Annotated in this window: 24 protein-coding genes; 13 read left to right on the top strand and 11 right to left on the bottom strand. The window is 71.3% G+C overall.

What is annotated here, in order from left to right; all coding sequences use genetic code 11:
* Positions 1-14 precede the first annotated feature (14 nt).
* Entirely contained in the window at positions 15-368 is a 354-nt protein-coding gene (locus ABLE88_RS21900; protein WP_348833928.1) for a DUF5368 family protein, read from the bottom strand.
* Between the two features lie 12 nt (positions 369-380).
* Positions 381-1703: an NAD(P)/FAD-dependent oxidoreductase gene (locus ABLE88_RS21895; protein WP_348833926.1), complete on the bottom strand. Its 1323-nt coding sequence runs from the start codon at positions 1701-1703 to the stop codon at positions 381-383.
* 197 nt (positions 1704-1900) lie between these two features.
* Here ABLE88_RS21895 and ABLE88_RS21890 point away from each other — a divergent pair, with 197 nt between their 5' ends.
* From ABLE88_RS21890 to ABLE88_RS21880, 3 genes are read left to right on the top strand one after another with little or no spacing between them, the layout of a single operon-like run.
* Positions 1901-2443: a YeeE/YedE thiosulfate transporter family protein gene (locus ABLE88_RS21890; RefSeq protein ID WP_348833925.1), complete on the top strand. Its 543-nt coding sequence runs from the start codon at positions 1901-1903 to the stop codon at positions 2441-2443.
* Between the two features lie 26 nt (positions 2444-2469).
* Positions 2470-3093, top strand: a complete 624-nt coding sequence (locus tag ABLE88_RS21885; protein WP_348833924.1) for a YeeE/YedE thiosulfate transporter family protein — start codon at positions 2470-2472, stop codon at positions 3091-3093.
* On the top strand, positions 3090-4256 hold the full coding sequence (locus ABLE88_RS21880) for an NAD(P)/FAD-dependent oxidoreductase (RefSeq protein WP_348833923.1): 1167 nt from the start codon (positions 3090-3092) through the stop codon (positions 4254-4256). Before ABLE88_RS21885 ends, ABLE88_RS21880 begins: the two co-directional genes overlap by 4 nt.
* Positions 4257-4283: 27 nt before the next feature.
* Here the strand turns inward: ABLE88_RS21880 and ABLE88_RS21875 are convergent, their stop codons facing one another.
* From ABLE88_RS21875 to ABLE88_RS21865, 3 genes are all read right to left on the bottom strand, one after another.
* Positions 4284-5783, bottom strand: coding sequence for a tripartite tricarboxylate transporter permease (locus ABLE88_RS21875; protein WP_348833922.1), 1500 nt, complete (start codon positions 5781-5783; stop codon positions 4284-4286).
* A gap of 9 nt (positions 5784-5792) precedes the next feature.
* A complete protein-coding gene (locus ABLE88_RS21870; RefSeq protein WP_348833921.1) occupies positions 5793-6275 on the bottom strand; it encodes a tripartite tricarboxylate transporter TctB family protein in 483 nt (160 codons plus the stop codon).
* A 67-nt stretch (positions 6276-6342) separates the two neighbouring features.
* A complete protein-coding gene (locus tag ABLE88_RS21865) occupies positions 6343-7341 on the bottom strand; it encodes a tripartite tricarboxylate transporter substrate binding protein (protein WP_348833920.1) in 999 nt (332 codons plus the stop codon).
* A gap of 338 nt (positions 7342-7679) precedes the next feature.
* Between ABLE88_RS21865 and ABLE88_RS21860 the strand changes: the two genes are divergently transcribed.
* Genes ABLE88_RS21860 through ABLE88_RS21850 form a run of 3 tightly spaced genes read left to right on the top strand, consistent with a single transcriptional unit; the run spans position 7680 to position 9682 of the window.
* Positions 7680-8291: a glutathione S-transferase family protein gene (locus ABLE88_RS21860; protein ID WP_348833918.1), complete on the top strand. Its 612-nt coding sequence runs from the start codon at positions 7680-7682 to the stop codon at positions 8289-8291.
* A gap of 4 nt (positions 8292-8295) precedes the next feature.
* The gene (locus ABLE88_RS21855) at positions 8296-9039 is read left to right on the top strand and encodes an MBL fold metallo-hydrolase (RefSeq protein ID WP_348833917.1); all 744 of its coding nucleotides are present in this window, start codon (positions 8296-8298) and stop codon (positions 9037-9039) included.
* On the top strand, positions 9017-9682 hold the full coding sequence (locus tag ABLE88_RS21850; RefSeq protein WP_348833916.1) for a uracil-DNA glycosylase family protein: 666 nt from the start codon (positions 9017-9019) through the stop codon (positions 9680-9682). The genes ABLE88_RS21855 and ABLE88_RS21850 overlap by 23 nt, the downstream gene beginning before the upstream one ends.
* A 41-nt stretch (positions 9683-9723) precedes the next feature.
* On the opposite strand, the gene ABLE88_RS21845 is transcribed toward ABLE88_RS21850, so the two are convergent.
* Positions 9724-10584 carry a S49 family peptidase gene (locus ABLE88_RS21845; protein ID WP_348833914.1) on the bottom strand — a complete coding sequence of 287 codons (861 nt, stop codon included), beginning with the start codon at positions 10582-10584 and terminating at the stop codon, positions 9724-9726.
* 105 nt (positions 10585-10689) lie between these two features.
* Here ABLE88_RS21845 and ABLE88_RS21840 point away from each other — a divergent pair, with 105 nt between their 5' ends.
* The 4 genes from ABLE88_RS21840 (at position 10690) to ABLE88_RS21825 (ending at position 14464) form a co-directional block, all read left to right on the top strand.
* Positions 10690-11595: a metallophosphoesterase family protein gene (locus ABLE88_RS21840; protein ID WP_348833913.1), complete on the top strand. Its 906-nt coding sequence runs from the start codon at positions 10690-10692 to the stop codon at positions 11593-11595.
* 186 nt (positions 11596-11781) lie between these two features.
* Positions 11782-12276 (top strand): Spy/CpxP family protein refolding chaperone, encoded by a 495-nt coding sequence (locus ABLE88_RS21835; RefSeq protein WP_348833912.1) that lies wholly within the window; start codon positions 11782-11784, stop codon positions 12274-12276.
* A gap of 290 nt (positions 12277-12566) precedes the next feature.
* Positions 12567-13838, top strand: a complete 1272-nt coding sequence (locus ABLE88_RS21830; protein WP_348833911.1) for an MFS transporter — start codon at positions 12567-12569, stop codon at positions 13836-13838.
* A 149-nt stretch (positions 13839-13987) separates the two neighbouring features.
* Positions 13988-14464 (top strand): hypothetical protein, encoded by a 477-nt coding sequence (locus tag ABLE88_RS21825; protein WP_348833910.1) that lies wholly within the window; start codon positions 13988-13990, stop codon positions 14462-14464.
* Positions 14465-14494: 30 nt separating this feature from the next.
* On the opposite strand, the gene ABLE88_RS21820 is transcribed toward ABLE88_RS21825, so the two are convergent.
* Complete coding sequence (locus ABLE88_RS21820) at positions 14495-15463, bottom strand: LysR family transcriptional regulator (RefSeq protein WP_348833909.1); 969 nt, start codon at positions 15461-15463, stop codon at positions 14495-14497.
* A gap of 97 nt (positions 15464-15560) precedes the next feature.
* Here ABLE88_RS21820 and ABLE88_RS21815 point away from each other — a divergent pair, with 97 nt between their 5' ends.
* Positions 15561-15989: a DoxX family protein gene (locus ABLE88_RS21815; RefSeq protein ID WP_348833908.1), complete on the top strand. Its 429-nt coding sequence runs from the start codon at positions 15561-15563 to the stop codon at positions 15987-15989.
* 37 nt (positions 15990-16026) lie between these two features.
* On the opposite strand, the gene ABLE88_RS21810 is transcribed toward ABLE88_RS21815, so the two are convergent.
* Complete coding sequence (locus tag ABLE88_RS21810; protein ID WP_348833907.1) at positions 16027-18735, bottom strand: DUF2339 domain-containing protein; 2709 nt, start codon at positions 18733-18735, stop codon at positions 16027-16029.
* A gap of 270 nt (positions 18736-19005) precedes the next feature.
* Positions 19006-19287, bottom strand: coding sequence for a hypothetical protein (locus tag ABLE88_RS21805; protein WP_348833905.1), 282 nt, complete (start codon positions 19285-19287; stop codon positions 19006-19008).
* A gap of 370 nt (positions 19288-19657) precedes the next feature.
* On the opposite strand from ABLE88_RS21805, the gene ABLE88_RS21800 reads away from it, so the two are divergent.
* The gene (locus ABLE88_RS21800) at positions 19658-20692 is read left to right on the top strand and encodes an aspartate-semialdehyde dehydrogenase (protein ID WP_348833904.1); all 1035 of its coding nucleotides are present in this window, start codon (positions 19658-19660) and stop codon (positions 20690-20692) included.
* 68 nt (positions 20693-20760) lie between these two features.
* Here ABLE88_RS21800 and ABLE88_RS21795 read toward each other — a convergent pair whose 3' ends face one another.
* The gene (locus tag ABLE88_RS21795; protein WP_348833903.1) at positions 20761-21651 is read right to left on the bottom strand and encodes a DMT family transporter; all 891 of its coding nucleotides are present in this window, start codon (positions 21649-21651) and stop codon (positions 20761-20763) included.
* A 97-nt stretch (positions 21652-21748) separates the two neighbouring features.
* Positions 21749-22636 carry a LysR family transcriptional regulator gene (locus tag ABLE88_RS21790; protein WP_348833902.1) on the bottom strand — a complete coding sequence of 296 codons (888 nt, stop codon included), beginning with the start codon at positions 22634-22636 and terminating at the stop codon, positions 21749-21751.
* A 126-nt stretch (positions 22637-22762) separates the two neighbouring features.
* Between ABLE88_RS21790 and ABLE88_RS21785 the strand changes: the two genes are divergently transcribed.
* On the top strand, positions 22763-23923 hold the full coding sequence (locus ABLE88_RS21785) for an NAD(P)H-dependent flavin oxidoreductase (RefSeq protein ID WP_348833901.1): 1161 nt from the start codon (positions 22763-22765) through the stop codon (positions 23921-23923).
* Positions 23924-23933 lie beyond the last annotated feature (10 nt).

Genomic DNA, 23933 nt, shown 5'->3' with positions numbered 1-23933 from the left:
GCCGCCCCCGCCGCTCAAGCGGCCTTCCTGCGCCCGGCGAGAAGCCCCAGCAGCCCGTAGGCGAAGACGATGCCGCCCACCGTGCCGGCGACGAAGATGGCGATCAGCAGCACCCAGTCGATGGGCCCGCCAATGTCGGCCCAGTCGGAATTGGTGACGGTGAAGGCGAGCCAGATGCCGAACACGCCGCCCGCGAGCCCAAGCAGCTCCGACAGCAGCAGCCGGCCGCTGACGATGCGCCGGTCGCGCGCCAGCACGTAGAGGCACAAGAGCACGATGAACACCACGAGGCCGACCAGGGGCCAGAACCACAGGCCCAGCATCTCCTGGAACACGGCAATGAAAACCGCGGGATCGAGTTCCTTCATCTTCCCCTCCCCTCAGGCCTGGCCGCGCAGCATGGCGATGTAAGTGGGATTGAGCGCGATCTCCTTCATCACCCAGGAGATCCACAATTCCTCCAGCGGCGCGATGATGCCGGGGAAGGAAGGGATCAGATTGTTGTTGTAGTCGAACTCCACCAGCATGGCCTGGCCGATGCGGGTGATCAGCGGGCACGAGGTGTAGCCGTTGTAGCGCGCGTCCGAGGTCTTGCCCTCGATGCTGGCCACAAGGTGGTCCACCGCCACCGGCACCTGCCACTTCACGCTGGCGGCGGTCTTGCCCTTGGGCACGCCAGCCACGTCGCCCACCCCGAACACGTTGGCGAAACGCTTGTGGCGCAGGGTGGCGGGATCCACCTCCATCCAGCCGTCGGCGGCGAACGGGCCGGACTGCCAGGGCAGCGGGCTTGAGCGCACCGCCGCGGGCGCGCGCATGGGCGGGATCACGTTGGTGAAGTCGTATTTGATCTCCTGCGGCCCCTGGGGGGTGGCGAAGGTGGCGATCCTGCGGCCCGGATCGATGGCGCTCATCACATGGCTGTAGCGGGTGGCGATGCCCCGGTCGGCGAACAGCATGCGCACCTTCTCGGAGACGATGGGCACCGAGAACAGGACCGTGTTCTGCGCGCAATAGATCAGCTCGGCCTTGCCGCGGTTGCCGCGCCGGCGCAGCACGTCGTCGGTGATGAAGGCGTATTTGAGCGGCGCGCCGGCGCATTTCATCTCGGTGGCCGGCCGCAGGAACAGGCCCGCCCCGCCGGTGTCGGCGAAGCGCGACATGGCGGCATAGGTGGCCGCCGCCTGTTCCGGCCCGGCATAGACCGAGCCGATGCCCTCCTTGCCGATGAGGGCGGTGTCCATGCCGGCGATGCCGGCATAGTTCAGCTCCAGGCCGGTCGCCACGATGAGGAAGTCGTAGGGCACCGCCTTGCCGCTCTCGGTCACCACCTTGTTGCCGACCGGATCGATCTCCGCCACCGCCTCGGGGATGAGGCTCACCCCCTGCGGCACATAGTCGGCCGTGCGCGACACCGAGTAGGAGGCGGGCTTGAGGCCGGCGGCGATGAGCGTGAAGCCGGGCTGGTAATAGTGATCGCGCCGCCGGTCGACCAGCGTGATCGAGGCCCCTTCGAGGCGCTGGGCGAGGCGCGCGGCGCTGGCGAGGCCGGCCGCGCCCGCCCCGGCGATGACGATGCGCGCACCGGCGCGCACCTTGCCCTCGGCGCGCGCGGCGGCGGGCAGCGCGCCGGCGCCGAGCGCCGCGAGCGCCCCGGCGAGGAAGCGCCGCCGGCCGAGTCCGGCCGCCTGGTTCAGGGACATCCTTGCGTCCTCCATCGGCCTCCCCCTGCCCGCTCCGGCCCGCCGCCCTGCGTCGCAGCGACCCGGACGCAAGTTTGCCCTTGCGATAACATTCAGATAATTTAATTTATCATATGCGAATGTTTCAAGGGCATCGCGCAACTTTCTTCCCTTGAGGGAATGGAGGGGCCGAGCCCCGAGCGAAGGGAGGAAACCTCATGGCCGCCTGTTCGTCCGCCGGATGCGTGTTCTGGCACAAGGCCTGGTCGCCTTACGCGGCCGGCATCCTCATCGGGCTCCTGCAGGTGCCCGCCTTCCTTCTGATCGAGACCGCGCTCGGGGCGTCGTCCTCGTACGTCACGGTCGGTGGATACTTGGCCGCCTTGGTCGATCCGTCGGTGACGCAGATCAAGTATGTGGCCAACCACATGGCGGCCTCGGCCAAGAACTGGTGGCAGGTGGGGCTGGTGGTGGGCGTGGCGCTCGGCGCCTTTCTCTCCAAGACCCTCTCGGGGGCGAAGCGCCAGCCCATCTCGCCCATCTGGACGCGCGCGCTCGGCACGGCGAATCCCGCGGTGCGCTACGCGGTCGCCTTCGGCGCCGGCTTCCTGATGCTGTTCGGCGCCCGCCTCGCGGACGGCTGCACCTCCGGCCATGGCTTGTCCGGCATGGCGCAGATGGCGGTCTCCTCCACCATCGCCGTCACCTTCATGTTCGTGGGGGGCATCGCCACCGCCTTCCTCCTGCTGCGCCGCATCTGACGCGCGCCACCCGAAGGAGAGATCCCATGTCCCTCGTCCAAGCCATCGTCATCGGCCTCGTCATGGGCGCCGTCTTCGGCCTCGCTCTGGAGAAGTCCCGGGTCTTCGAGCCGGGCATGATCGTCGGCCAGATGCAGATGCGGAACTTCATCATGCTGAAGGTGTTCCTCACCGCCGTCGCCACCGGCGCGGTGGTGATCGCGGCGCTGCACGGCCTCGGCCTCGCCAAGCTCGCACCCAAGGCCACCTTCTATGCGGCGGATGTGATCGGCGGCCTCGTGCTCGGCGCCGGCATCGCGCTCGCCGGCGCCTGCCCGGGCACGGTCCTGGCGCAGGTAGGGGTGGGCTATCGCGACGCGGTCTTCACGCTCCTCGGCGGCATAGCCGGCGCCATGGCCTTCTCCTATGCGGAGCCGACCCTGAAGCCGATGCTGCTCACCGGAGGGCCGGGCAAGATCACCTTCATGGACCTGACCGGCATCCCCTATTGGATGCTCGCGGCAGGCCTTGCGGTGGCGATCGTGATCGGTCTCGTGGCGCTGGAGAAGTGGCGGCCCTGGCGACAGGACCTCGGCGCCGACGTGGACGGCGACTTCGGCCCGCGCGAGCGCGCCGCCGCGCCCGCCGCCCGGCCCGAGCCCGCGGAATGAGCGCCGTGGCCGCGAACGTCCCGCGCGCCGCAAAGCGCATTGCCATCCTTGGCTCGGGCTTCGCGGCCCTCACCGCCGTGCGCGCGCTCCGGCGCCACAAGGTGGAGGCCGAGATCGTGCTCGTCTCCCCGGCGGACCGGCTCACCTATTTGCCGAGCCTCATCTGGGTGCCGGCGGGCCTGAGGCAGGCGCGCGACCTCGAAGTGCCGCTCAAGGGCTTCCTCGACGCCCACCGCGTGACCCACGTCGAGGCCCGCGTCACCGGCGTGACCGATGCCGGACGGACGGTGGAGACCACCGAGGGCCCCCTTGCCAACGACCTGCTGCTGATCGCCAGCGGCGGGCGCTATCTGCGCAAGCTGCCGGGCATCGCCCACGCCATCATTCCGTGCGAGGGCGTCGCCGCCGCCGAGGCGGTGCGCGACCGCCTGGCCGGCATGGGAAAGGGCACGGTCGCGGTGGGCTTCGCCGCCAACCCAAACGAGCCGTCCGCGGTGCGCGGCGGGCCGATGTTCGAGTTCCTGCTCGGCATGGACACGCTGCTGCGTCGGCAGGGCCGGCGCGCCGACATCGACCTCGTCTTCTTCAACCCCTCCCGCGAGCCCGGCCAACGGCTCGGTGCGCGCGCCGTGGCGGGCCTGCTCCGGCAGATGGAAAAGCGCGGCATCAAGACCCATCTCGGCCACAAGCTGGTGCGCTTCGAAGAGGACCAGGTGGTGAGCGAGGGCGGCGAGGTGCCGGCCGACCTGATCCTCTTCATGCCCGGCCTCACCGGCCCCGCCTGGCTGGAGGACAGCTGCCTGCCGATCTCGCCCGGCGGCTTCATCGCTGCGGACGCCACCTGCGCCGTCAAGGGGCTGAGGGACGTCTATGTGGCCGGCGACGCCGGCTCCTTCCCCGGCCCCGACTGGATGCCCAAGCAGGCGCACCAGGCCGACCTCCAGGCGGTGGCCGCGGCGCACAACATCTCCGCCACGCTCGCCGGACGGCGGGCGGAGGCGACCTTCAAGCCGGAGCTGGTGTGCATCGTCGACACGCTGGACGCCGGCATGCTGGTGTTCCGCAGCCCGCGCCTCAACCTTACTCTGCCCCGCCTGCCGGTGTTCCACCTGATGAAGCGCGGCTTCGAGCGGCACTATCTCGCCGCCTACCGCGCCGCCTGAGCCTTGAGGCGCGGCCGCCGGCACGCCTCAGTCCTCCTCCGCCTTGAAGCGGTCGAGGCCGCGCATGATGAACGGCGCCACCAAGGCGATGGCGGCGATGGCGAGCAGCGTCGCCGAGATCGGGCTCTCGATCAGCACCATCGGGTCGCCGAGGCTGATCGACAGCGCCCGGCGCAATTGCGCCTCCGCCACCGGACCGAGGATCAGCCCCACCACCACCGGCGCGATCGGATAGTCGAAGCGCCGCATGAGGTAGCCCAGCAGGCCGAACGCGGTGAGCATGCCGAGCTCCACCACCGAGGGCTTGGCGGCGATGGTGCCCATGGTGGCGAAGGCGAGGATGCCGGCATAGAGCCAGGGCTGGGGAATGGCGAGCAGGCGCACCCACAGCCCCACCAGCGGCAGGTTCAGGACCAGCAGCATGACGTTGGCGAGATAGAGGCTGGCGATCAGACCCCACACCAATTGGGGATGCTCGGCGAACAGCAGCGGCCCCGGATTGAGCCCGTATTGCTGGAACCCCGCCAGCATCATGGCGGCGGTCGCCGAGGTGGGCAGGCCGAGCGTCAGGAGCGGCACGAGCGTGCCCGCGGCCGAGGCGTTGTTGGCGGCTTCCGGGCCAGCGACCCCCTCGATGGCGCCGTGGCCGAACTCGTCCGGATGCTTGGAGAGCCGGCGCTCGATGGAATAGGACAGGAAGGTCGGGATCTCCGCCCCGCCGGCCGGCAGTGCGCCGATGGGAAAGCCGAGCAGCGTGCCGCGCAGCCACGGCTTCCACGAGCGCGACCAGTCCTGGGCGCTCATCCAGAGCGAACCGCGCACCGGCTCGAACTTTTCCTCTCCGTGGAGCCGGCGCGAGGCGACGAACAGCGCCTCGCCGACGGCGAACAGGCCGACCGCGAGGGTGGTGATCTCCACCCCGTCCAGCAGTTCGGGAACGCCGAACGTGAGCCGCGCCTGGCCGGTCAGCTTGTCGATGCCGACGAGGCCGAGGGCGAGCCCCAGGAACAGGCTCGTGAGGCCGCGCACCGGCGAGCCGCCGAAGGTGGCCGAGACGGTGACGAAGGCGACGCACATGAGCGCGAAATAATCCTCCGGCCCGAACTGCACCGCGATCTCGACCAGGGTGGGCGCGAGGAAGGTGAGGCCGAGGGTGGCGATCGTCCCGGCCACGAACGAGCCGATGGCCGAGGTGGCGAGCGCCGGCCCGCCCCGGCCCGCTTTGGCCATCTTGTTGCCCTCGAGCGCGGTCGCCATGGAGGCGCTCTCGCCCGGCGTGTTGATGAGGATGGCGGTGGTGGAGCCGCCATACATGCCGCCGTAATAGATGCCGGCGAACATGATCAGCGAGCCGGCCGGATCGAGCTTGTAGGTCACCGGCAGGAGCAGCGCCACGGTGAGCGCGGGGCCGATGCCGGGCAGCACGCCGACGGCGGTGCCGAGCAGCACGCCGATCAGCGCGAACATCAGGCTCGTCGGCTGGACCGCGACGGCGAGGCCCTGCAGGAGCGCGTTCAGGGTGTCCATGGATCCGCCTCAGAACAGACGCTCGATGGGGCCCATCGGCAAGGAGAGCGACAGCAGCTTGGCAAACAGCAGATAGGCGACGAGCGCCACCACCGCGCCGATGGCGAGATCGGTGAGGATCGCCCTGCGCCCGAAGGCCGTGGCGGTGGCCGCGAACAGGATGGCGGTGCCGGCGATGAAGCCGCCGCCGAGGCCGATGATCGCCATGAGGGCCACGAGCCCGCCGAGGATGAGAAGGATGGGCAGGAGATCGCCGCGCGCGCGGTGGGGCAGCGCGCCGCGCCCGGCGATGACGAGATTGGCGAGGCCGAGAAGCCCGAGGCCCGCGGCCACCACAAAGGGCATGGCGTCGGGCCCGAGGCCATAGGGGCTGGGCGAGCTCAGCCTGGAGGCGTCCCAGGCGATCACGCCGGCGATGGCGATGAGGCCGAGCGCGATGGCGATGCCGGAGACGTCGGGGGCCCCGCGGGAACCGTTGCCCTTGCCGTTCATTGAGGTCTCCCGAGGCGCGCCGCCCGCATGCGCCGCCGGCGCCCGGGACGAGGTGAAGGTCACCGCATCAGGGCTTGATCAGGCCCACCGACAAGAGCACCTCGCGGGTGCGGGCGATGTCGCTCTTCAGGAACGCCGCGAACGCCGCGCCGGGCAGGAACGCATCCTCCCAGCCCTTCTGCTTGAGGATCTCCTGCCAGGCGGGCGACTGCGCCATCTTCTCCACGAGATCGACCAGCGCCTTGGTCTGCTCGGCGGAGAGCCCGGGGGGCGCCACCACCGAGCGCCAGTTCACCACCTCCATGGGGATGCCGGCCTCCTTCAACGTCGGCGCATCGACGCCGGGAACCCGCGCGGGGCCGGTAAAGGCGAGGACGCGCAATTTGCCCGCTTTGACCTGGCCCTCGAACTCGCCGAAGCCGGAAATGCCCGCGGTGACCTTGCCGCCGATCACGGCGGCGAGCGCCTCGCCCCCGCCCGAGAACGGGATGTAGTTGATCTTGGTGGGGTCCGCCCCCGACGCCTGGACCAGGAGCGCGGCCGCGATATGGTCGGTGCCGCCGGCCGACCCGCCGGCGAACGTGACCTTGGCCGGGTTCGCCTTGATGGCGGCGACCAGGTCCGCGATGGTCTTCAAGGGCGAGGCGGCGGGCACCGCGATCGCCTCGGTCTCGGCGGTGAGCCGAGCGATCGGCGTCACGCTGTCGAGGCCCACCGGCGCCTTGTTGGTGAGGATGGCACCGACCATCACATAGCCGTTGACCATGAGCACGCCGGCATCGCCCTTGTTCGCGTTCACCAGCTGCGACAGCCCGATGGTGCCGCCCGCGCCGGGCACGTTGACCACCTGCACGCTCCGCGCGAGGCCCGCTGTCACGAGCGCCTGCTGCATGGAGCGGGCGGTCTGGTCCCATCCGCCGCCGGGCGCGGCCGGGGCGATGATCTTGAGGTCGCCGACCTGGGCGGCACCCTGGGCCAAAGCGGCCTGGGCGAGGGCGCCGGTTGCGGCAAGGCCGAAGGCCGCGGACAAAACGAGGCGCCGAAGCGCCGGAATGCGCGGATGCATGATGCGTTTCCCTTTGCCGAACGGGCGCGGGCGCCCTCCGCCTTGCCGGCGGTTTTCCGGCTGCAGCATTATCCGCCGCCACGGCGATGGGAAGGGGATTTCTTGCGATGTCGTAAGGTCATGGCCGGCCCGGCGTGCGCCGCCCTGGCGCCGCGCCGGTGGCGCCGGCACGCGTTAGGGACGTCTTGCGTCCGGCCGCGCGCCGTGGTTTTTCCCGAAGCCGGGATCGGCATCGCGCACGTCCCCCGGCGGAACAGGCGCCGCGGCCCCGCTCCGGCGTTTCCGCGACCGGCCGCCAGGACACACGTGACGCACGCCCGACAGGAGACGCCAACGCCATGAAGCTCTACGATTCGGGGCGCGCGCCCAATCCGCGCCGGGTGCGCATCTTCCTCGCCGAGAAGGGCGTCGAGGTGGAGCTGGTGCCGGTGGACCTCGCCAAGCTCGAGCACAAGAGCGCCGCCTTCACCCGCATCAATCCGCGCCAGCGCGTCCCCGCTTTGGTGCTCGACGACGGCACGGTGATCTGCGAGACCATGGCGATCTGCCGCTATGTGGAGGCGCTGAAGCCCGAGCCCAATTTGTTCGGCGCGACGCCGATCGAGCAGGGCCTGGTGGAGATGTGGCAGCGCCGGGTCGAGCTCGAGCTGCTCTATCCCATCATGTTCGTGGTGCGGCACACCAATCCCGGAATGGCCCAGGTGGAGGTGCCGCAGGTGCCCGAATGGGGCGAGGCGAACCGGCCCAAGGTGATGGCCTATCTCGAATTTCTGAACACCGAGCTGGCCGACCGCGCCTACATCGCCGGCGACCGCTTCACGGTGGCCGACATCACCGCCATGGTGGCGCTCGACTTCATGCGCGTGATCAAGGTCGAGGTGCCCGAGGGCTACGACCATCTGCGGCGTTGGAAGAGCGTGGTCTCCGAGCGCCCGAGCGCGAAGGCCTGAGGCGATGCACCTGACAGTGGTCGGCTGCGGCGACGCCTTCGGCTCCGGCGGGCGCAGCAATTCCTGCTACCGGATCACGGCAGGCGGGGTCACGGCGACGCTGGATTTCGGCGCCAGCGCGCCGGTCGCCTTCAACCGGCTCGGGCTCGACCCGGCCGAGATCGACATCGTCTTCCTCAGCCACCTGCACGGCGACCATTTCGGCGGCCTGCCGTTCCTGCTGCTGGACGGGCAGTTCGTGCACCGGCGCACCAAGCCGCTGCGCATCGTCGGCCCGCCGGGCACCCGCGCGCGGCTCGAAACCACCATGGAGGCGCTGTTTCCGCGCATGGGCGCCAATGCGTGGCGCTTCGTCTGGGAGGTGGTCGAGGTCGCGCCCGGCTCCACCACGACGCACGGCCCCTTCTCGCTCACCACCGCCGAGGTGATCCACCCCTCGGGCGCGCCCTCCACCGCCCTGCGGCTGAGCGACGGCGCGCGCATCCTCGCCTTCTCCGGCGACACCGAATGGACCGACGCGCTGCTGCCCATCGCCCGGGACGCCGACCTCTTCATCTGCGAGAGCTACATGTTCGAGGGCTCGCCGGTGGGCCACCTCGCCTACCGCACCATCGCCGCGCGCCGCGCCGACCTCGGCGCCAAGCGCATCCTGCTCACCCACATGGGCGATGGAATGTGGGCCCGGCGCGACGAGGTGGACGGCGCCCATTTCACCGTGGCGGAGGATGGCCTCTCACTCGACATCTGACGCCGCCCTCGACGCCCTGGTGGCGCGCATCCGCGCCTGCCGGCTGTGCGTGGAGGCGCCGCGCGGCGCGCCCTTGCCCCATGCGCCGCGACCCGTCCTGCGGGTCTCCGCCACCGCCTCGATCCTGGTGGCGAGCCAGGCGCCGGGCACCAAGGTGCACCTGTCCGGCCTGCCCTTCACCGACGCCTCGGGCGACCGGCTGCGCGCCTGGATGGGGGTCGGCAGCGACACCTTCTACGACGTGGCGCGCATCGCCATCGCGCCCATGGGCTTCTGCTTCCCGGGCCAGGACGCCAAGGGCGCGGACCTGCCGCCGCGCCGCGAATGCGTCGCCACCTGGCACGACGCGCTGTTTGCCGCCCTGCCGCGCTTTGCTCTGGTGCTGGCGGTGGGGCGGCCAGCGCAGGCCTATCACCTCAAGCGCCTCGGCCTCGGCCATCTGATCGGCCGCGGGCTGACCGAGACGGTGGCCAACTGGCGCGCGGTGCGCACCGCCGCGGCGGCGGGCGGGCACACCATGGTCTATCCCCTGCCCCACCCCTCCTGGCGCAACACCGGCTGGATCAGGAAGAATCCGTTCTTCGAAGCGGAGCTGCTGCCGGCGCTCAAGGCCGACATCGCCCGCCAGCTGCTGCGGGGCTAGGGCCGGATCGGCCTCCCTCGACCGGCGAGGGCCCGCGCCCGCTACAGGCCGAAGCGGCTCCAGAGCGCCTTTTCCTCGAGCGCGGCGAGCGCGCCGCGGGCGGCCTCGGCGCCAAAGCCGCCGGGCCGGCGCAGGAAGAACGGCGCGGGCGAGGTGATCAGCGGCAGGCGCACCTCCTCGCCGTAGCGTGCCTTGAGGATCGCGCGCACGTCGCCGAGCCCGTCCACCAAACCGAGACCGGCGGCTTGGGTGGCGAGCCAGAACTCGCCGGAGAACAGCGTCTCGTCGCTCGCGTTCAGCGCCTCGCCGCGCCGGGATCGCACGAGGTCGGCGAACACCACATGGAGCTCCTTGAGCAGCGCGTCGAGCCGCTCCACGTCCTCGGGGCGCTCGGGCCGGAAGGGATCGAGCATCATCTTCTTGTCGCCCGCGGTATAGACGCGCCGCTCGATGCCGAGGCGGGCGATCGCCTCGTTGAAGCCGAAGCCCGCCGTGAGAACGCCGATGGAGCCGACGATGGAGCAGGGATCGGCGAAGATCTCGTCGGCCGCGCAGGCGATCATGTAGCCGCCCGAGGCGGCCACGTCCTCGACGAAGGCGAAGACGTGCTTGTCCTTCTCTTCCGCCAGCGCGCGGATGCGCTTGAAGATGAGATGGGACTGCACCGCCGCGCCGCCGGGCGAATTGATGAGCAGCGCCACAGCGGGGGCCTGCTTCACCGAAAACGCCTTGTCCAGCGCCTTCGCCACCCCCGCAAGGGTTAGGCTCTGGCTGAACGGCGCGCTCATGCCGATGGCGCCCGACAGGCGCACCACCGGCACCACCGGCAGGTCGCGCCGCCAGCTCTTGGGGAGGAGATCGCGCGCGCGGCGCAGGAAATTGGAGGAGAGATCGTCAGGCATTTGTTCCGATTAGCGATCGACTGCGACGGCCTCAAGGCATGCTGAGGTTTCCCCTCACGCCACGATCGCCTAAAGGGAAGGCGCCGACCGGAGCCGAGGCCAGCCATGTTCGTGATCGCCCATCTGTCCGATCCCCATCTCGGCCCGATCCCGGAGGCGCGCCTCTCCGAGCTGCTGGGCAAGCGCTTCTTCGGCATGATGAACTGGATCGGCGCGCGGCGGCGCAATTTCGGCGCGGCGACGCTCACGCCGCTGATGGACGACCTCATGGCGCACGCCCCCGACCATGTCTGCGTCACCGGCGACCTCGTGAACGTGAGCCTGCCTGCGGAGTTCGACACCGGGGCGGCGTTCCTCACCTCGCTCGGGCCGGCCGACAAGGTGACCGTGGTGCCGGGCAACCACGACGCCTATGTCCGTTCGGCCATGCACTACCACCTGGAGCATTGGGCGCCGTTCCTCGCCGGCGACGACAGCCACCCCCACACGCCGGTGGACGTGGATGCCTTCCCTTTCGTGCGCCGGCGCGGATCGGTGGCGATCGTCGGCGTGTCCACCGCGGTGCCCACGGCGGTGTTCCTCGCCGGCGGGCACGTGGGCCGCAGCCAGCGCGCCCGGCTCGCCGACCTCCTGCGGCGCCTCGGCGAGGAGGGCCTGTTCCGGGCGGTGATGATCCACCATCCGCCGGTGGGCGCGCGCGCCTTCCACCGCGACCTGCGGGACGCCGAGGCGGTGCGGGAGGTGATCGGGTCGGCGGGGGCCGAACTCGTCATGCATGGCCACGACCACCGCGCCTCGCTGGGCACCATCGCCTCGGCCACGGGCGACATCCCGGTGGTGGGCGTGCCCTCGGCCTCGGCCGGCCCCGACGACGAGCGCGGCGCCGGCCGTTACAATCTCTACCGCGTCACCGGTGGTCCCGGCGCATGGCGCTGCGAGATGGAAACCCGCGGCTACGCGCCGGGCGAGGCAGGCGTGCGGGCGCGGGAACGCCGGCCGATCCTCGGCTGAGCGCGGCTCGGCCGCGCCGGGGCGCGGGGCGTTTATAGATGTGGCAAAGTCGTGATGCTCGCCGGGTTCCGCCATATTGCGACATCTAAAAGTAACGTCTTGTAACAGAAGCGCATTACGGAAGTTTAAGTTGAGAGCGCGGCCGCGGCAGGCGATGCTTGCTCATCCTTCAAGGAGGTTGAGACCATGAAGAAAGCCCTGATCGCCGCCACCGCCGCCGCTCTCATCGCCGGCTCCGCCGCCACCTATGCCGCCAACACCGAACGCGGCCCCGGCAGGGCCGACCGCTGGCAGCCGACCACGGCCGACTATGCCGCCCTCGCCGACGCCCGCATCGCTTCGCTCAAGGCGGGCCTCAAGCTGACCCCCGATCAGGAGAAGCTCTGGCCGCAGGTGGAGAGCACGCTGCGCGAGGTCTCGAAGGACCGCGCCGCCCGCATGATTGAGGCGCGCGAGGCCCGCAAGGCCAATGACGGCGCCCGCCCCGATCCCATCACCCGCATGCGCAACGCCGCCACCCGCATGGACGCCTCGGCGACCGACCTGCGCAAGCTCGCGGACGCCTCCCAGCCGCTCTACACCACCCTCGACGAAGCCCAGAAGCAACGGCTCAACATCCTGCTGCGCCAGAACATGAAGGGCATGGGGATGCAGCGCGGCCCGCACCACCGCTTCGGCTGAACCCGGAGGTATCCTCGGGCGGGCCGGCCGGCACCGCCCGAGTGCCGCGGCGACGCTCCGCGGCCGATCCATAAGCGACGTTGATGGATCGCTTGATAATTATTGCCTTCTATCAAGTAGACGGGCGCAGTATCCTGTAAAGGAAACGCCCTTCTGCATCGGCGCCCGCGCGCCCGGAGCGGAGGGGATCCCCTCCCGCTCGCGGCGGACCCCGACTTCCGATCCCGCCATCGGGATCCGCGACGGGTGCGGCGCGGCAAGCGCCCCGTCGGGGCGCGTGCGAGCTTACGATGTCGCCCGTTCCTTCCTCCGAGGTCTTCGAAACCCGGCCCCGCCGCAGCCTGGTGCTGCCCGCTTTCGTCATCATCGCCGCCGGCGGGCTGATCGGCATGATCACCTTCGGGCCGCGCTCCGTGTTCGGCCTGTTCCTGCTGCCCATGACGCTGGAATTCGGCTGGGGCCGGGACGTGTTCGCCATCTCGGTCGCGATCCAGAACCTGCTCTGGGGCGTCGGCTCGCCGTTCGCCGGCGCCATCGCCGACCGGTTCGGCACGGTGCGGGTGCTGTGGGCCGGCGCGCTGCTCTACGCCGCCGGCCTGGTGCTCATGGCCTATGCGCAGACGCCGCTGATGCTGCATCTGAGCGCCGGCGTGCTGGTGGGCTTCGGCCTTTCCGCCTGCTCCTTCAACCTGGTGCTGTCCGCGTTCGGCAAGCTGCTGCCGGATCATCTGAAGTCGCTCGGCTTCGGGCTCGCCACCGCGGCCGGCTCGTTCGGCCAGTTCCTGTTCCCGCCGCTGGCGCGCGGGCTCATGGACAGCGTCGGCTGGCACGAGACGCTGATCCTGTTCGGCTTCTCCATGCTGCTCACTTTGCCGGTGGCGGTCGCGCTCGCCACCGGCGGCGTCGGCAAGGCGCCCGCGGCCGCGGCCGCGAGCGTCGCGCCGGTCCAGCAGTCCATCGCCGGCGCGCTCGCCGAGGCGTTCCGCCACCCGAGCTACGTGATGCTGGTGCTCGGCTTCTTCACCTGCGGCTTCCAGCTCGCTTTCGTCACGGTCCACATGCCGGCCTATCTGGTGGACCAGGGCATGACGCTCGGCGTCGGCGCCTACACGCTGGCGCTGATCGGCCTGTTCAACATCATCGGCTCGCTGAGCGCCGGCTACCTGTCCGGGCGCTTCTCGCGCAAATGGATGCTGGCGCTGATCTATGCCGGGCGCGGCATCGCCATCTCCGCGTTCATGCTGGTGCCCACAACGCCGCTCAGCTGCTACCTGTTCGGCGCCGTGCTCGGCCTGATGTGGCTCTCCACCGTGCCGCCCACCTCCGGGCTCGTCATGCTCATGTTCGGCACCCGCTACATGGCCATGCTCTACGGCTTCGCCTTCTTTTCGCACCAGGTCGGTGGCTTCATCGGCGTGATGCTGGGCGGCGCGCTCTACGAATCAACCGGCTCGTACGCGGTGGTGTGGTGGCTCTCGGTGGCGCTCTCGTTCGCCTCCGCCGCCATCAACCTGCCGATCCGCGAGGAGCCGGTGCACCGGCCGGCGCCGCAGCCCGCCTGAGGCCGGCCGCCGCGTCCTCGCGGGCACACCAGCGGACAAATCGACCGCGCGGGGCGCCGGTTCGGCGTCACGCGCGGCTGCGGCGCTTGACAAGGCGCACCCCTGCGGGTGCATCTGTTCCTCAAACGTTCAGGATTTGCGATCGAGCCATGCGCAAGATCTCTCTCGCGATCGCCGGCCTTGCGCTCGCCGGTTCCGGGCTCGCCGGCTCCGCGCTCTTGGCCAGCGGGCCGGCGTGGGCCGAGCAGCTCAACGCCGAACAGGCGCGCACCTTCGTGGTGGGCCGGATATTCTCCTTCACCTGCTTCGAGGGCACCTCCGGCTCCGGCCGCATCTATGCCGACGGCTCGGTGGCCGGCACCATCTCGCTCGGCCAGAAGCCGGCGCGGTTTGTGCGGCTGCCGCCCAACACCCTGCGCGTGCGCGGCGAAGCCGTGTGCGGCTACGTGAAGGGCATGAGCTTCGAGCCCTGCTTCGACGTGGTGCGCACCGGCCCAAGCTCGTTCCGCGGCACCCTTGCGGGCATCGAGACCATGTGGTGCGAATTCGTCAGCAACAGCGGCGGATCGCGCCCGCAGGTCGCCTCCCGCCGCAAGAAGGGGACCGCCGAGGCGTCGGCCGAATAGAAGCCGCGCCCGCGATTCCGCCGGCCGGGTTCAGGCCGGGCTCCGCGCCGCCCCCGAGGCGCCGCCCTGCTCCCGCCCTTCCTCGCTCCGGCTTTCCTCGGCCGGCCCCGCCGCGACCTGGCCCTCGATGAGCGGGCGCAGCCTGCCGAGCTCGCGCGCGGCGTGATCCATGAACGCGCGCACCCGCGCCGTGGCCTTGATGTCGGGATGGGTCAACAGCCACAGCCCCGCCTCCAGCTCCGGCTGCGGCGGCAGAACGCGGACCAGACCGGGGCTGCGCTCGGCGATCATGCAGGGCAGGAGGCCGAGCCCGATGCCCGCCGCCGCCGCCTCCGACAGGCCGAGCACGGTGTTCACACGGTAGACGATCTTCTCCTCACCCACCCGCTCGCGCAGCCATTTGGCGGGCCGTATGCCGCTGAGCGGCTCGCCGAAGCCGAGCCAGTCGTGGCGCCGAAAGTCCTGCGGCGAGAGCGCCGCCGCGCAGGCTCCCGGCCGGGCGTAGACCGCCCAGGCAATGGAACCGATGCGTCGTCCCACCAGCGTATCGCCCGGCCGGTCGCTGGCGCGGATCGCCACATCCGCGTCGCGCTTCGACAGGTTCAGCGAGGGGTTCGCCACCACGATGTCGAGGCGGATCTCCGGATAGGCCTTGCGGAACGAGGCGAAGATCGGCGTCAGCAGGTGCACCAGGAGCGTGTCGTTGGTGGTCACGCGCAGTTCGCCCGACGGCCGCAGGTCCTGCCCGGTGATGCGGCGCTCGACCGCCGCCACCTCCTCCGCCATGCGTTCGGCGAGGCGCACCATCTCCTCGCCGGTCGGCGTCGGCACATAGCCGCCGCGCGAGCGCTCGAACAGGCGCGCGCCGAGCTGGCTCTCCAGCGCCCCGAGGCGGCGGAACACGGTGGAGTGGTTGACCGAGAGCTGGTCCGCCGCGCCGGCCAGCGAGCCGGTCTCGGCGACCGCGCGCACCAGCCGGAAATCGTCCCAGGGTATCATGTATTGCATCCATGCAAATTCATATTGTCATTTATACTGATCGATATGCATCGGGGAAAGCCTTACATCATGGTCACCTCAATCGGAGTTGACCACCATGATCGACACTCGCACCGCCCCCTACGGCCTCTTCCTGCTGCGCGCGGCGCTCGGCCTGATGTGGATCTCCCATGCGCTGCTGAAGGTGTTCGTGTTCTCCGTCGCCGGCTTCTCCGGCTTCCTCGCCAGCAAGGGCTTCCCGGCCGCGCTCGCGCTGCCCACCATCGGCGCCGAGCTGATCGGCGGCCTGCTGATCCTCGCCGGCATCTATGCCCGTCCGGTGGCGGTGCTGCTGATTCCGGTGATGCTCGGCGCCATGAGCGTCCACATTCCCAACGGCTGGATCTTCTCCGCCGCCGGCGGCGGCTGGGAATATCCCGCTTTCCTGGTGGTGGCCTCGCTCACCGTGGCGCTGGCCGGCGAGGGCGCCTTCGCCCTCAAGCCGTCCGCCCTGGTGCCTGGCCTCGGCCGCCGCGCCGTCGCCTGATCCCGGCGCGGGCGATCGCGACGCCGCCGCCCCGCCCTCAGGGCGCGGGCGGCGCGGCCGCGACCGGCGCGTCCCTGACGAGGAGGCGCTGGTAGAGCCAGCCCATGGCCACGAGCACCAGCCCGAGGCCGATGAAGGAGACCGCGCGCAGCACCCCTTCGAGGTCCGACATGTCGGAGAGGAACACCTTCAGCACCGTCACCACCATCACCGCCGCCGAGGCGAGGCGCAGCGTGCGCGAGCGGCGCCACAGCCCGAGCACCAGCAGCAGGATGCCGAAGCCGAGCCAGGCGGCCGAATAGGCGTACCACTCGCCGGCCGAGATCGCCGCCGGGTCGAGCACCGGCCCCTGGAACAGCCGGCTCACCTCGAAGGTGACGTAAGCAAGGCCCAGCACCACGGCGAGCGCGCGCGCGAACATCCGGGTCGGCCGTTCCGCCGCCGGCAGGCGCGCCGCGAACAGCAGCGCCAGCAGCGCCGGCAGCGCGTAGGCCACCAGCAGCTCATTGACCACCGGCCCGCCCACGCTCGTGCTGGTGGCGAAGGGATTGGGACCGACCAGGGCGCCGATCGCGAACAGCGCCGCAAGCCCCCCCATGAGGCGTGCGAACAGGCCGTAGAGCGGGCGCGCGCGCACCTGCGACAGCCGCAGCAGCGCCACCGCATAGGCGCCGTAGATGCTCGCCAGAAGCCCGGCCTCGAACAGGCCGGAGGGCTGCGCCAGCAGATCGCCCGGATGGGCGAGGTGGCGCACCTCGAAGGCGGCCAGCAGCACCGCGAACAGCAGAGCGAGGCCCTCATGCACCCGCCGCGGCCAGTCGTCGGCGGTTCGCCCCAGCACCTGCGCGCTGAGGGCGAAGGCGGCGGCCGGCACGCCGTAGCCCCACAGCAGCCAGTTGAAGATCGGCGTGCTGCCGAGCGCGTCGCCGGCGATGGTCGGGTCCGTCCCCACATGCAGCGCCACCAGCAGGCCGAGGCCCGCCGAGAGCTGGCGCAGCCCGGGCACCGGGCGCCGGGTCGCGACCCACGCCACCGCCAAAGCGGCGAGCGCGAGGCCGACCGTGAGCCAGCCTTTCTCCAGCGCGAAGGCGAGCGACAGCGCGAGGCTCACCACGCTGCCGGCGGCGAACGCGCCCGCCGCCGCGCCGCTCGGCCGGGCGCGCTGGGCGCTCTCGGCGCACAAGGCCAGCACCAAGGCGAGCGCGAGCCCGAGCGCCGCGAACGGCAGGCTCTTGTCGAGATCGGTGAGGCGCTCATAGCCCGCCACCAGCAGCAGCACCGCGCCGAGGCTCGCCGACCCCGCCCAGGCGAGGCTGGCGAAGGCGCGCCCCGGCCGGCGCGCGCCGAGGAGGCCGAGCGCGACCTGGAGGCCGCCGAGGATCAGGCCGTAAGCGATGAAATGGCCGAGCGGCAGCCGCGCCGGCTCGGGCACGGTGCCCGCCACCGGTCCGGCGGGCGCGAGCGCCGAGCCGGGAATGGGCGGGAAGTCCCATTGGGCGAGGATCACCGGCGCGGCGAGCGCCACGGCGAGGGCGGCGAGCACCGTCGGCGGCGCGCGCCAGGCGAGCGCCAGCGCGCCGAGCGCGGCGGCGACGAACAGCACGAGCGGACCGAAGGCGATGCCGCCATGGAGCGCCGCCGCCAGCGTCACCAGCAGCGCGCCGGCCGCGCCGACGCTGGAGACGAGGTCGGGGCCGTGCCCGGTCCGCGGCCCCCAGAGGTGGCCGGGCGCCAGCAGCGCGGCGGTCAGCGCCAGCAAAACGAGGCCCATGACGCCGCTCGCCGGCGTCGCCTGCGGCACGTCGAAGGCGAGCAGCGCAAGGCCCCACCCGGTCATGCCGGCGATGGCGAGCAGCGCCAGCAGGCGCCAGTGGCGCAGCCGCGCCACCGCGAGCGCGCTCGCGCCGACGGCGACGATCAGGATGGCGACGCCAAAAGCGTTGGGCTCCCGCGCGGCGATGAGGAGCGGCGTCGCCGCGGCGCCGGCGAAGCCGAGCACGCCGAGCGCCGGCCCGTGCAGCAGCGCCGCGAACACCGTGGCGATGGCGGTGAGCGCCAGCAGCACGAACGCCGCGCCGGGCGAGATCAGGTGGTAGAGCTCATGGGCGGCATAGATGCTGCCGAAGGCGGTCATGGTGCCGGCGGCGGTGAGCACGCTCGGCACATGGGCCGCGGGCAGGCCGGCAAAGCCCAGCCTCAGGTCCAGCCGGCGTAGCCATTCGCCGGCACCGAGCAGCGCGGCGGCGAGCAGCAGGCCGAGGCCGACCCGCGCCGCCGGACCGATGAGGTCCTGCTCCACCGCGTAGCGCACCAGGAACACGCCGCCGAGCGCGAGCGCGATGCCGCCGACCCACACCGCCCAGCGCGCGCCGAGCCGTTCCTCGAAGCCGGCGAGGCGCTCCTTCGGCGGCGGCGGCGCTCGCCCGCCATCCCTCCCGGCCGGCGGCGGCGCGGCGGCCGGCGGCTCGGGCGCGGGGATCGGCCGGGCCTCGGCTGGCTGCTCCGCCTCGGGCGGCGCCGGAGGCGTCTGGAACCGGGCGAGCGGCGAGGCGGGAGGTGCAGAACGCGCGGCCGCGTCGGCCTCCGGCGGCGCGAACCCGGCGGCGCGCAGGCGCAAATCCAGCTCCGCGACCTGCGCCTCCAGGAGGCGGATGCGTCCGCGCTGCGCCAGCGCCATCACCAGCGCGACGATCGCCATCACCGGGAAGGCGAGGACCAGAACCACCAGCCAGACCAGCTCGTCCATGGGTCCATCTCCCGGTCGACCGGGCAAACCTATAGCCGCGCCCAAGCCCGCGCCACTGGCACGGGGGGGCCGTGCACCGGCAACACCGGACGGGAGGTATCGTGAAAGGTCAGACGGCGCGAACGGCGGAAGGCCGCGCCACCTCGATACCGCCGTGGCGCTGCAACAATGGGTGGCGCAGCCCGCGAATCAGAACGGCCGCGTCACGCGGGCGCGGCCGTCGGAAACGGACGGGAAGCCGAAGGGGCGCGGACCGGGAGCCGGACCGGATCAGTAGCCGGGGAGGTCGAACGGGCCGGGGAGCGGCCAGCGGATGCCGGTGATCGGCCCGGGGCCGACCGCGCTGCCCTGGTAGTTCGGGAAGTTGTAGTTCAGCGGCAGCGCATAGTCCGTATAGGACTTGGAGCCGGGCTTCACCACCGTGCCGGCGTCGAGATAGGAGCGCTTGGCGATGGTGACCTGGGTGCGCTTCTTGCTGGATTGCGCCTCGGCCGTGCCGGCGAACGCCACCGCGAGCACGGCAGCGAGAGTGAGAGCGGGCGCAAAACGCATGGATAGCCTCCCAGGACGGCGACCACCGTCGGCTCTTGGTTACGGCATGCTTGGCCTTGAGGCAAGGAAACGGTCCGCATGGCAGCCCGGTTCCGCACGGGAGGCGGGCGCTCCGTGGCCTGCCGGCAACAGTCCAGCCGCCGCGCGCCGCCCGGCCGCCTGTTGATCGCCCCTGATCGCCCCTTGATCTCCTTTGGCGAGGACGGCGCAGGGCGGGCGTTCCGGCCGGCCTCGCGGAGGCTGCGAATCACGCCTGCGCGCAGGGCGTTCCAGCCTTGCGCCGCACGGCGTTGCGCCGGGCCGCGCTTCGTCATAAAAGTCCCCCCTTCGGCCCTTGCATGAACGGGGCCGTCCGTTTCCGAGGAACATCATGGGTTACAAGGTCGCCGTCGTCGGCGCCACGGGCAACGTGGGCCGGGAGATTCTGTCGATCCTCGCCGAGCGGGGCTTCCCCGCGGACGAGGTGGTCGCGCTCGCTTCGCGCCGGTCGCTGGGCACCGAGGTCTCCTTCGGCGACAAAACCCTCAAGGTGAAGGCGCTCGAAAACTACGACTTCTCCGACACCGACCTCTGCTTGATGTCGGCCGGCGGAGCGGTGTCGAAGGAATGGTCGCCGAAGATCGGCGCCCAAGGCTGCGTCGTGATCGACAATTCCTCGCAGTGGCGCATGGACCCGGACGTTCCCCTCATCGTCCCCGAGGTGAACGCGGACGCCATCACCGGCTTCACCAAGAAGAACATCATCGCCAACCCGAACTGCTCCACGGCGCAGCTCGTCGTGGCGCTGAAGCCGCTGCACGATGCGGCGACGATCAAGCGCGTGGTGGTCTCCACCTACCAGTCCGTCTCCGGCGCCGGCAAGGACGCCATGGACGAGCTGTTCACCCAGACCCGCGCGGTGTTCGTCTCCGACCCGGTGGAGCCGAAGAAGTTTCAAAAGCGCATCGCCTTCAACGTCATCCCCCAGATCGACGTGTTCCTGGATGACGGCTACACGAAGGAAGAGTGGAAGATGGTGGTCGAGACCAAGAAGATCCTCGACCCGAAGATCAAGCTCACGGCCACCTGCGTGCGGGTGCCGGTCTTCATCTCCCACTGCGAGGCGGTGAACGTCGAGTTCGAGAACGAGCTCTCCGCCGAGGATGCGCGCAAGATCCTGCGCGAGGCGCCGGGCGTGCTGGTCATCGACACCCGCGAGCCGGGCGGCTACGCCACGCCCCACGATGCGGCGGGCGAGGACGCCACCTTCATCTCGCGGCTGCGCGACGATCCCACCGTGGACAACGGCATCGCCTTCTGGTGCGTCTCCGACAACCTGCGCAAGGGCGCCGCGCTCAACGCGGTGCAGATCGCCGAGGTGCTGGTGAACCGCAAGCTCATCACCTCGCGCCGCCAGGCGGCCTGAGCCGCGCCCGCGGGCATCAAGGAAACCGGTCATCAAGGAACAGGCCCTCCCCCGCGGGAGGGCCTTTTTCATGGCGCCGGCGGCCGCGGGCGCCCGGTGCGCTGGGCGAAGGCCACCACCGCCACCACGGCGGCGGCGAAGGCCAGCGTCTCGGCGTCCGGCACCTCGCCATTGACGGGCCAGGCGAGCCCCACCGTCACGAAAGTCTGGAGCAGCTGCACCTGCCCGACCTTGGCGATGCCGCCCATGGCAAGGCCGGTATTCCAGAAGAAGAAGCCGACGAACTGGCTGAAGACGCCGAGATAGGCGAGCGCCGCCCAGGAGGTGAGCGCCACCGCCTCCGGCCGGGCGGGAAAGGAGAGCAGCGTGCCGACGAGGTTCACCGGCAGCGCCAGGATCAGCATGTAGCAGATCACCTCCCAGCCGCCCATGGAGCGGGCGAGGCGCCCGGTGATGGCATAGCCGGAGCTGCAGGCGATCACCGACAGCACCAGGAGGCCGTCGCCGGCGCCGAGCCCGTCGGCCGCGCCGTTGCGCAACGCGAAGGCGGCGACCAGCCCCGCGCCCACCGCGCTCGCCGCGACCAAGGGCAGACCCGGCCGCTCGCCGGCGAACAGCATGGCGGCGAGGGCGGTGGTCAGCGGCAGCAGCCCCAGCACCACGCCGCCATGGGCTGCGGGCACGGTCTGGATCGCCACCGCCATCAGCAGCGGGAAGATGAAGACCAGGGTCGCCGTGGCGAGCAGGAGGTCGACCAGTATGCGCCCGCGCAGCGGCCGCGGTCTGCCGATGGCGGCGAGAACCCCCACCGCCAGCACGCCGCCGATGGTGGCGCGGCCGAACGAGATGAACCACGGCCCGAGATCGTCGAGCGACAGGCGCGTCATGGGCAGCGTGGCGCCGAACACGACGACGCCGCACAGGCCGAGGAGGAAGCCGACAAGGACGCGGCGTTGCATGGAGCCTCCGAACACGGGCCCGGCGCACCGCGCGGCCAGCGCCCGCTGCTTAGGTCGCAAGAGACGGAAAGGACAGCGATTTCCCCTTATGCACCCATCACGCCCCCTGATGGGAGGTGGCGGCGAGGCGCGCCTTCAGGGCGTCGAAGGCGGCCGAGCGGTAGCCCTGGCGGCGGATGAGCAAAGTGGACAGGCGCGCGATAGGCGCGGTGGCGAGACCGGCGAGCCCCGGCCGCAATTCCAGCACCGAGCGCGGCACCGCCGCCACCGCCACGCCGGCCGAGACGCAGGCGAGCATCGCGTCGTAGGAGGCCAGTTCGATGCGGCGCAGCGGCCGGCGCCCGGCGCGGCCTTCCGCGAGCCACCGCTGCGCCACCGCCCGATAGGTGCAGCCCGCGGGCAGCGCCGCAAGGGTGTCGAGGCCGACGTCGGCGGGGCCTTCGACGGGACGGTGCCCAGGCGGGACGACCAGGAGCAATTCCTCCTCGAACACCGGCACCGCCTCCAGGGTGCCGTCGTCCTCGGGCGGCGCGCCCTCGCCCGGCAAAGCGGCCACCAGCGCGCAGTCGAGCCGATGCTCGTGCACCCCCGCCGCGAGGTCGCGGCTGGTGCCGGTGATGAGCTCCAGCGCCACTTCGGGAAAGTCGGCGTGGTAGCGCGCGAGCGGCGCCGGAAGCCGGCTCGCCGCCGTGCTTTCCATGGCGCCGAGCCTGAGCCGGCCGCAGGGAATGCCGGGCCGCACCGCGCCGCGCGCCTCACCGGCGAGCGCCAGCAGACGCCGGGCGTAGCCGAGGAAGGTCTCGCCCTCGGCGGTGAGCGCCATGCGCTTGCCGTCGCGCAGGAACAGCGCCGCTCCGAGATCCTGCTCCAGCGCCTGGATGCGGGTCGTCACGTTGGAGGGGGCGCGGCCGAGCAGGCCGGCGGCGCGGGTGACGCTGCCGGTCTCGGCCACGATGCGGAAAACGTCGAGGCTGGCGAGGTCCAAGGCTAAGTCCAATTTGAGAATGATATTTGATTTTTATTCTTGTTTGAGGAATATTGCATGACCCGAAGGCGCCCGCAAGGCGCCGGCCTCCGACGCGATCAGGGCCACCGCGCCCGAGGAGACGCCATGCCGCTTGCCCCCCGGCCCCCGTCCTCAGCCGCCATTCCGCAGGAGGAGAACACGGCGCGCGCGCGCTGGCCCGACCGGCGGCTGCTCGATCTGTTCGGCATCGACCTGCCGATCCTGCTGGGACCGCTCGCGGGGGCGGGAACGCCGGAACTGGCGATCGCCGTGACCCGCGCCGGCGGCCTCGGTGCCCTGCCCTGCGCGATGTACGATCTCGAGCGGTTCGCGGCGGCATTGGCGCAGGTGCGCGTGGCGACGGACGGTCCGGTCAACGCCAATTTCTTCGTCCATCGCCCGCCGGCGCCCGATCCGGTGGCCATGCTCGCCTGGCGCGCGCGCCTTGCGCCTTATTATGTGGAATTGGGGCTCGACCCGCAGGCGGCGCCGCCCGCCGGCGGACGCACGCCGTTCGACGCCGATTTCTGCGCTTTGGTGGAGCGGCTGCGGCCGGAGGTGGTGAGCTTCCATTTCGGCCTGCCCGAGCCGGCGTTGCTGGAGCGCGTCAAGGCCACCGGCGCGAAGGTGATTTCCGCCGCCACCACGGTGGCCGAGGCGCGCTATCTGGCGGACCACGGCTGCGACGCGGTGATCGCCATGGGGCTGGAGGCGGGCGGCCATCGCGGCACCTTCCTCGATGCCGACATTCCCGGCGCCATGGCGCGCCAGCCCGGCACCTTCGCTTTGGTGCCCCAGGTGGCGGACGCGGTGCCGGTCCCGGTGATCGCGGCCGGCGGCATCGCCGACGGCCGCGGCATCGCCGCGGCCCTGGTGCTGGGCGCGAGCGCGGCGCAGATCGGCACCGTCTTCCTGCTCGCCCGCGAGGCGCGCATTCCCGAGGTCCACCGCGCGGCCTTGCGGGCGGCGCGCGACGATGCCACCGCCCTCACCAATCTGTTCACCGGCCGGCCCGCGCGCGGGCTCATGAACCGCCTGATGCACGAGATCGGACCGATGAGCGCCGACGCGCCGGCCTTTCCCTTGGCCGGCGGCGCGCTCGCCCCGCTGCGGGCCGAGGCGGAGGCGGCCGGCTCCAGCGCCTTCACCAATCTTTGGGCGGGCCAGGCGGCCGCGCTCTCGCTCTGGGCCGACGGCATGGCGGCAGGCGACATCGTCGCCCGCCTCGCCGCCGACGCGCGCGCCCGGCTCGGCGCGCCGGCCTGATCTCCGGAGC

This window comes from Xanthobacter luteus, assembly GCF_040049235.1.
Lineage (GTDB): Bacteria > Pseudomonadota > Alphaproteobacteria > Rhizobiales > Xanthobacteraceae > Xanthobacter.
Note: the sequence above shows the minus strand (reverse complement) of the source record. Positions and strands in the feature narration are given on the sequence as shown.

Excerpts from the sequence above, each read along its gene's own strand:
- ABLE88_RS21900 (WP_348833928.1), bottom strand. The coding sequence starts at position 368 with ATGAAGGAACTCGATCCCGCGGTTTTCATTGCCGTGTTCCAGGAGATG.
- ABLE88_RS21895 (WP_348833926.1), bottom strand. The coding sequence starts at position 1,703 with ATGTCCCTGAACCAGGCGGCCGGACTCGGCCGGCGGCGCTTCCTCGCC.
- ABLE88_RS21890 (WP_348833925.1), top strand. The coding sequence starts at position 1,901 with ATGGCCGCCTGTTCGTCCGCCGGATGCGTGTTCTGGCACAAGGCCTGG.
- ABLE88_RS21885 (WP_348833924.1), top strand. The coding sequence starts at position 2,470 with ATGTCCCTCGTCCAAGCCATCGTCATCGGCCTCGTCATGGGCGCCGTC.
- ABLE88_RS21880 (WP_348833923.1), top strand. The coding sequence starts at position 3,090 with ATGAGCGCCGTGGCCGCGAACGTCCCGCGCGCCGCAAAGCGCATTGCC.
- ABLE88_RS21875 (WP_348833922.1), bottom strand. The coding sequence starts at position 5,783 with ATGGACACCCTGAACGCGCTCCTGCAGGGCCTCGCCGTCGCGGTCCAG.
- ABLE88_RS21870 (WP_348833921.1), bottom strand. The coding sequence starts at position 6,275 with ATGAACGGCAAGGGCAACGGTTCCCGCGGGGCCCCCGACGTCTCCGGC.
- ABLE88_RS21865 (WP_348833920.1), bottom strand. The coding sequence starts at position 7,341 with ATGCATCCGCGCATTCCGGCGCTTCGGCGCCTCGTTTTGTCCGCGGCC.
- ABLE88_RS21860 (WP_348833918.1), top strand. The coding sequence starts at position 7,680 with ATGAAGCTCTACGATTCGGGGCGCGCGCCCAATCCGCGCCGGGTGCGC.
- ABLE88_RS21855 (WP_348833917.1), top strand. The coding sequence starts at position 8,296 with ATGCACCTGACAGTGGTCGGCTGCGGCGACGCCTTCGGCTCCGGCGGG.
- ABLE88_RS21850 (WP_348833916.1), top strand. The coding sequence starts at position 9,017 with ATGGCCTCTCACTCGACATCTGACGCCGCCCTCGACGCCCTGGTGGCG.
- ABLE88_RS21845 (WP_348833914.1), bottom strand. The coding sequence starts at position 10,584 with ATGCCTGACGATCTCTCCTCCAATTTCCTGCGCCGCGCGCGCGATCTC.
- ABLE88_RS21840 (WP_348833913.1), top strand. The coding sequence starts at position 10,690 with ATGTTCGTGATCGCCCATCTGTCCGATCCCCATCTCGGCCCGATCCCG.
- ABLE88_RS21835 (WP_348833912.1), top strand. The coding sequence starts at position 11,782 with ATGAAGAAAGCCCTGATCGCCGCCACCGCCGCCGCTCTCATCGCCGGC.
- ABLE88_RS21830 (WP_348833911.1), top strand. The coding sequence starts at position 12,567 with ATGTCGCCCGTTCCTTCCTCCGAGGTCTTCGAAACCCGGCCCCGCCGC.
- ABLE88_RS21825 (WP_348833910.1), top strand. The coding sequence starts at position 13,988 with ATGCGCAAGATCTCTCTCGCGATCGCCGGCCTTGCGCTCGCCGGTTCC.
- ABLE88_RS21820 (WP_348833909.1), bottom strand. The coding sequence starts at position 15,463 with ATGATACCCTGGGACGATTTCCGGCTGGTGCGCGCGGTCGCCGAGACC.
- ABLE88_RS21815 (WP_348833908.1), top strand. The coding sequence starts at position 15,561 with ATGATCGACACTCGCACCGCCCCCTACGGCCTCTTCCTGCTGCGCGCG.
- ABLE88_RS21810 (WP_348833907.1), bottom strand. The coding sequence starts at position 18,735 with ATGGACGAGCTGGTCTGGCTGGTGGTTCTGGTCCTCGCCTTCCCGGTG.
- ABLE88_RS21805 (WP_348833905.1), bottom strand. The coding sequence starts at position 19,287 with ATGCGTTTTGCGCCCGCTCTCACTCTCGCTGCCGTGCTCGCGGTGGCG.
- ABLE88_RS21800 (WP_348833904.1), top strand. The coding sequence starts at position 19,658 with ATGGGTTACAAGGTCGCCGTCGTCGGCGCCACGGGCAACGTGGGCCGG.
- ABLE88_RS21795 (WP_348833903.1), bottom strand. The coding sequence starts at position 21,651 with ATGCAACGCCGCGTCCTTGTCGGCTTCCTCCTCGGCCTGTGCGGCGTC.
- ABLE88_RS21785 (WP_348833901.1), top strand. The coding sequence starts at position 22,763 with ATGCCGCTTGCCCCCCGGCCCCCGTCCTCAGCCGCCATTCCGCAGGAG.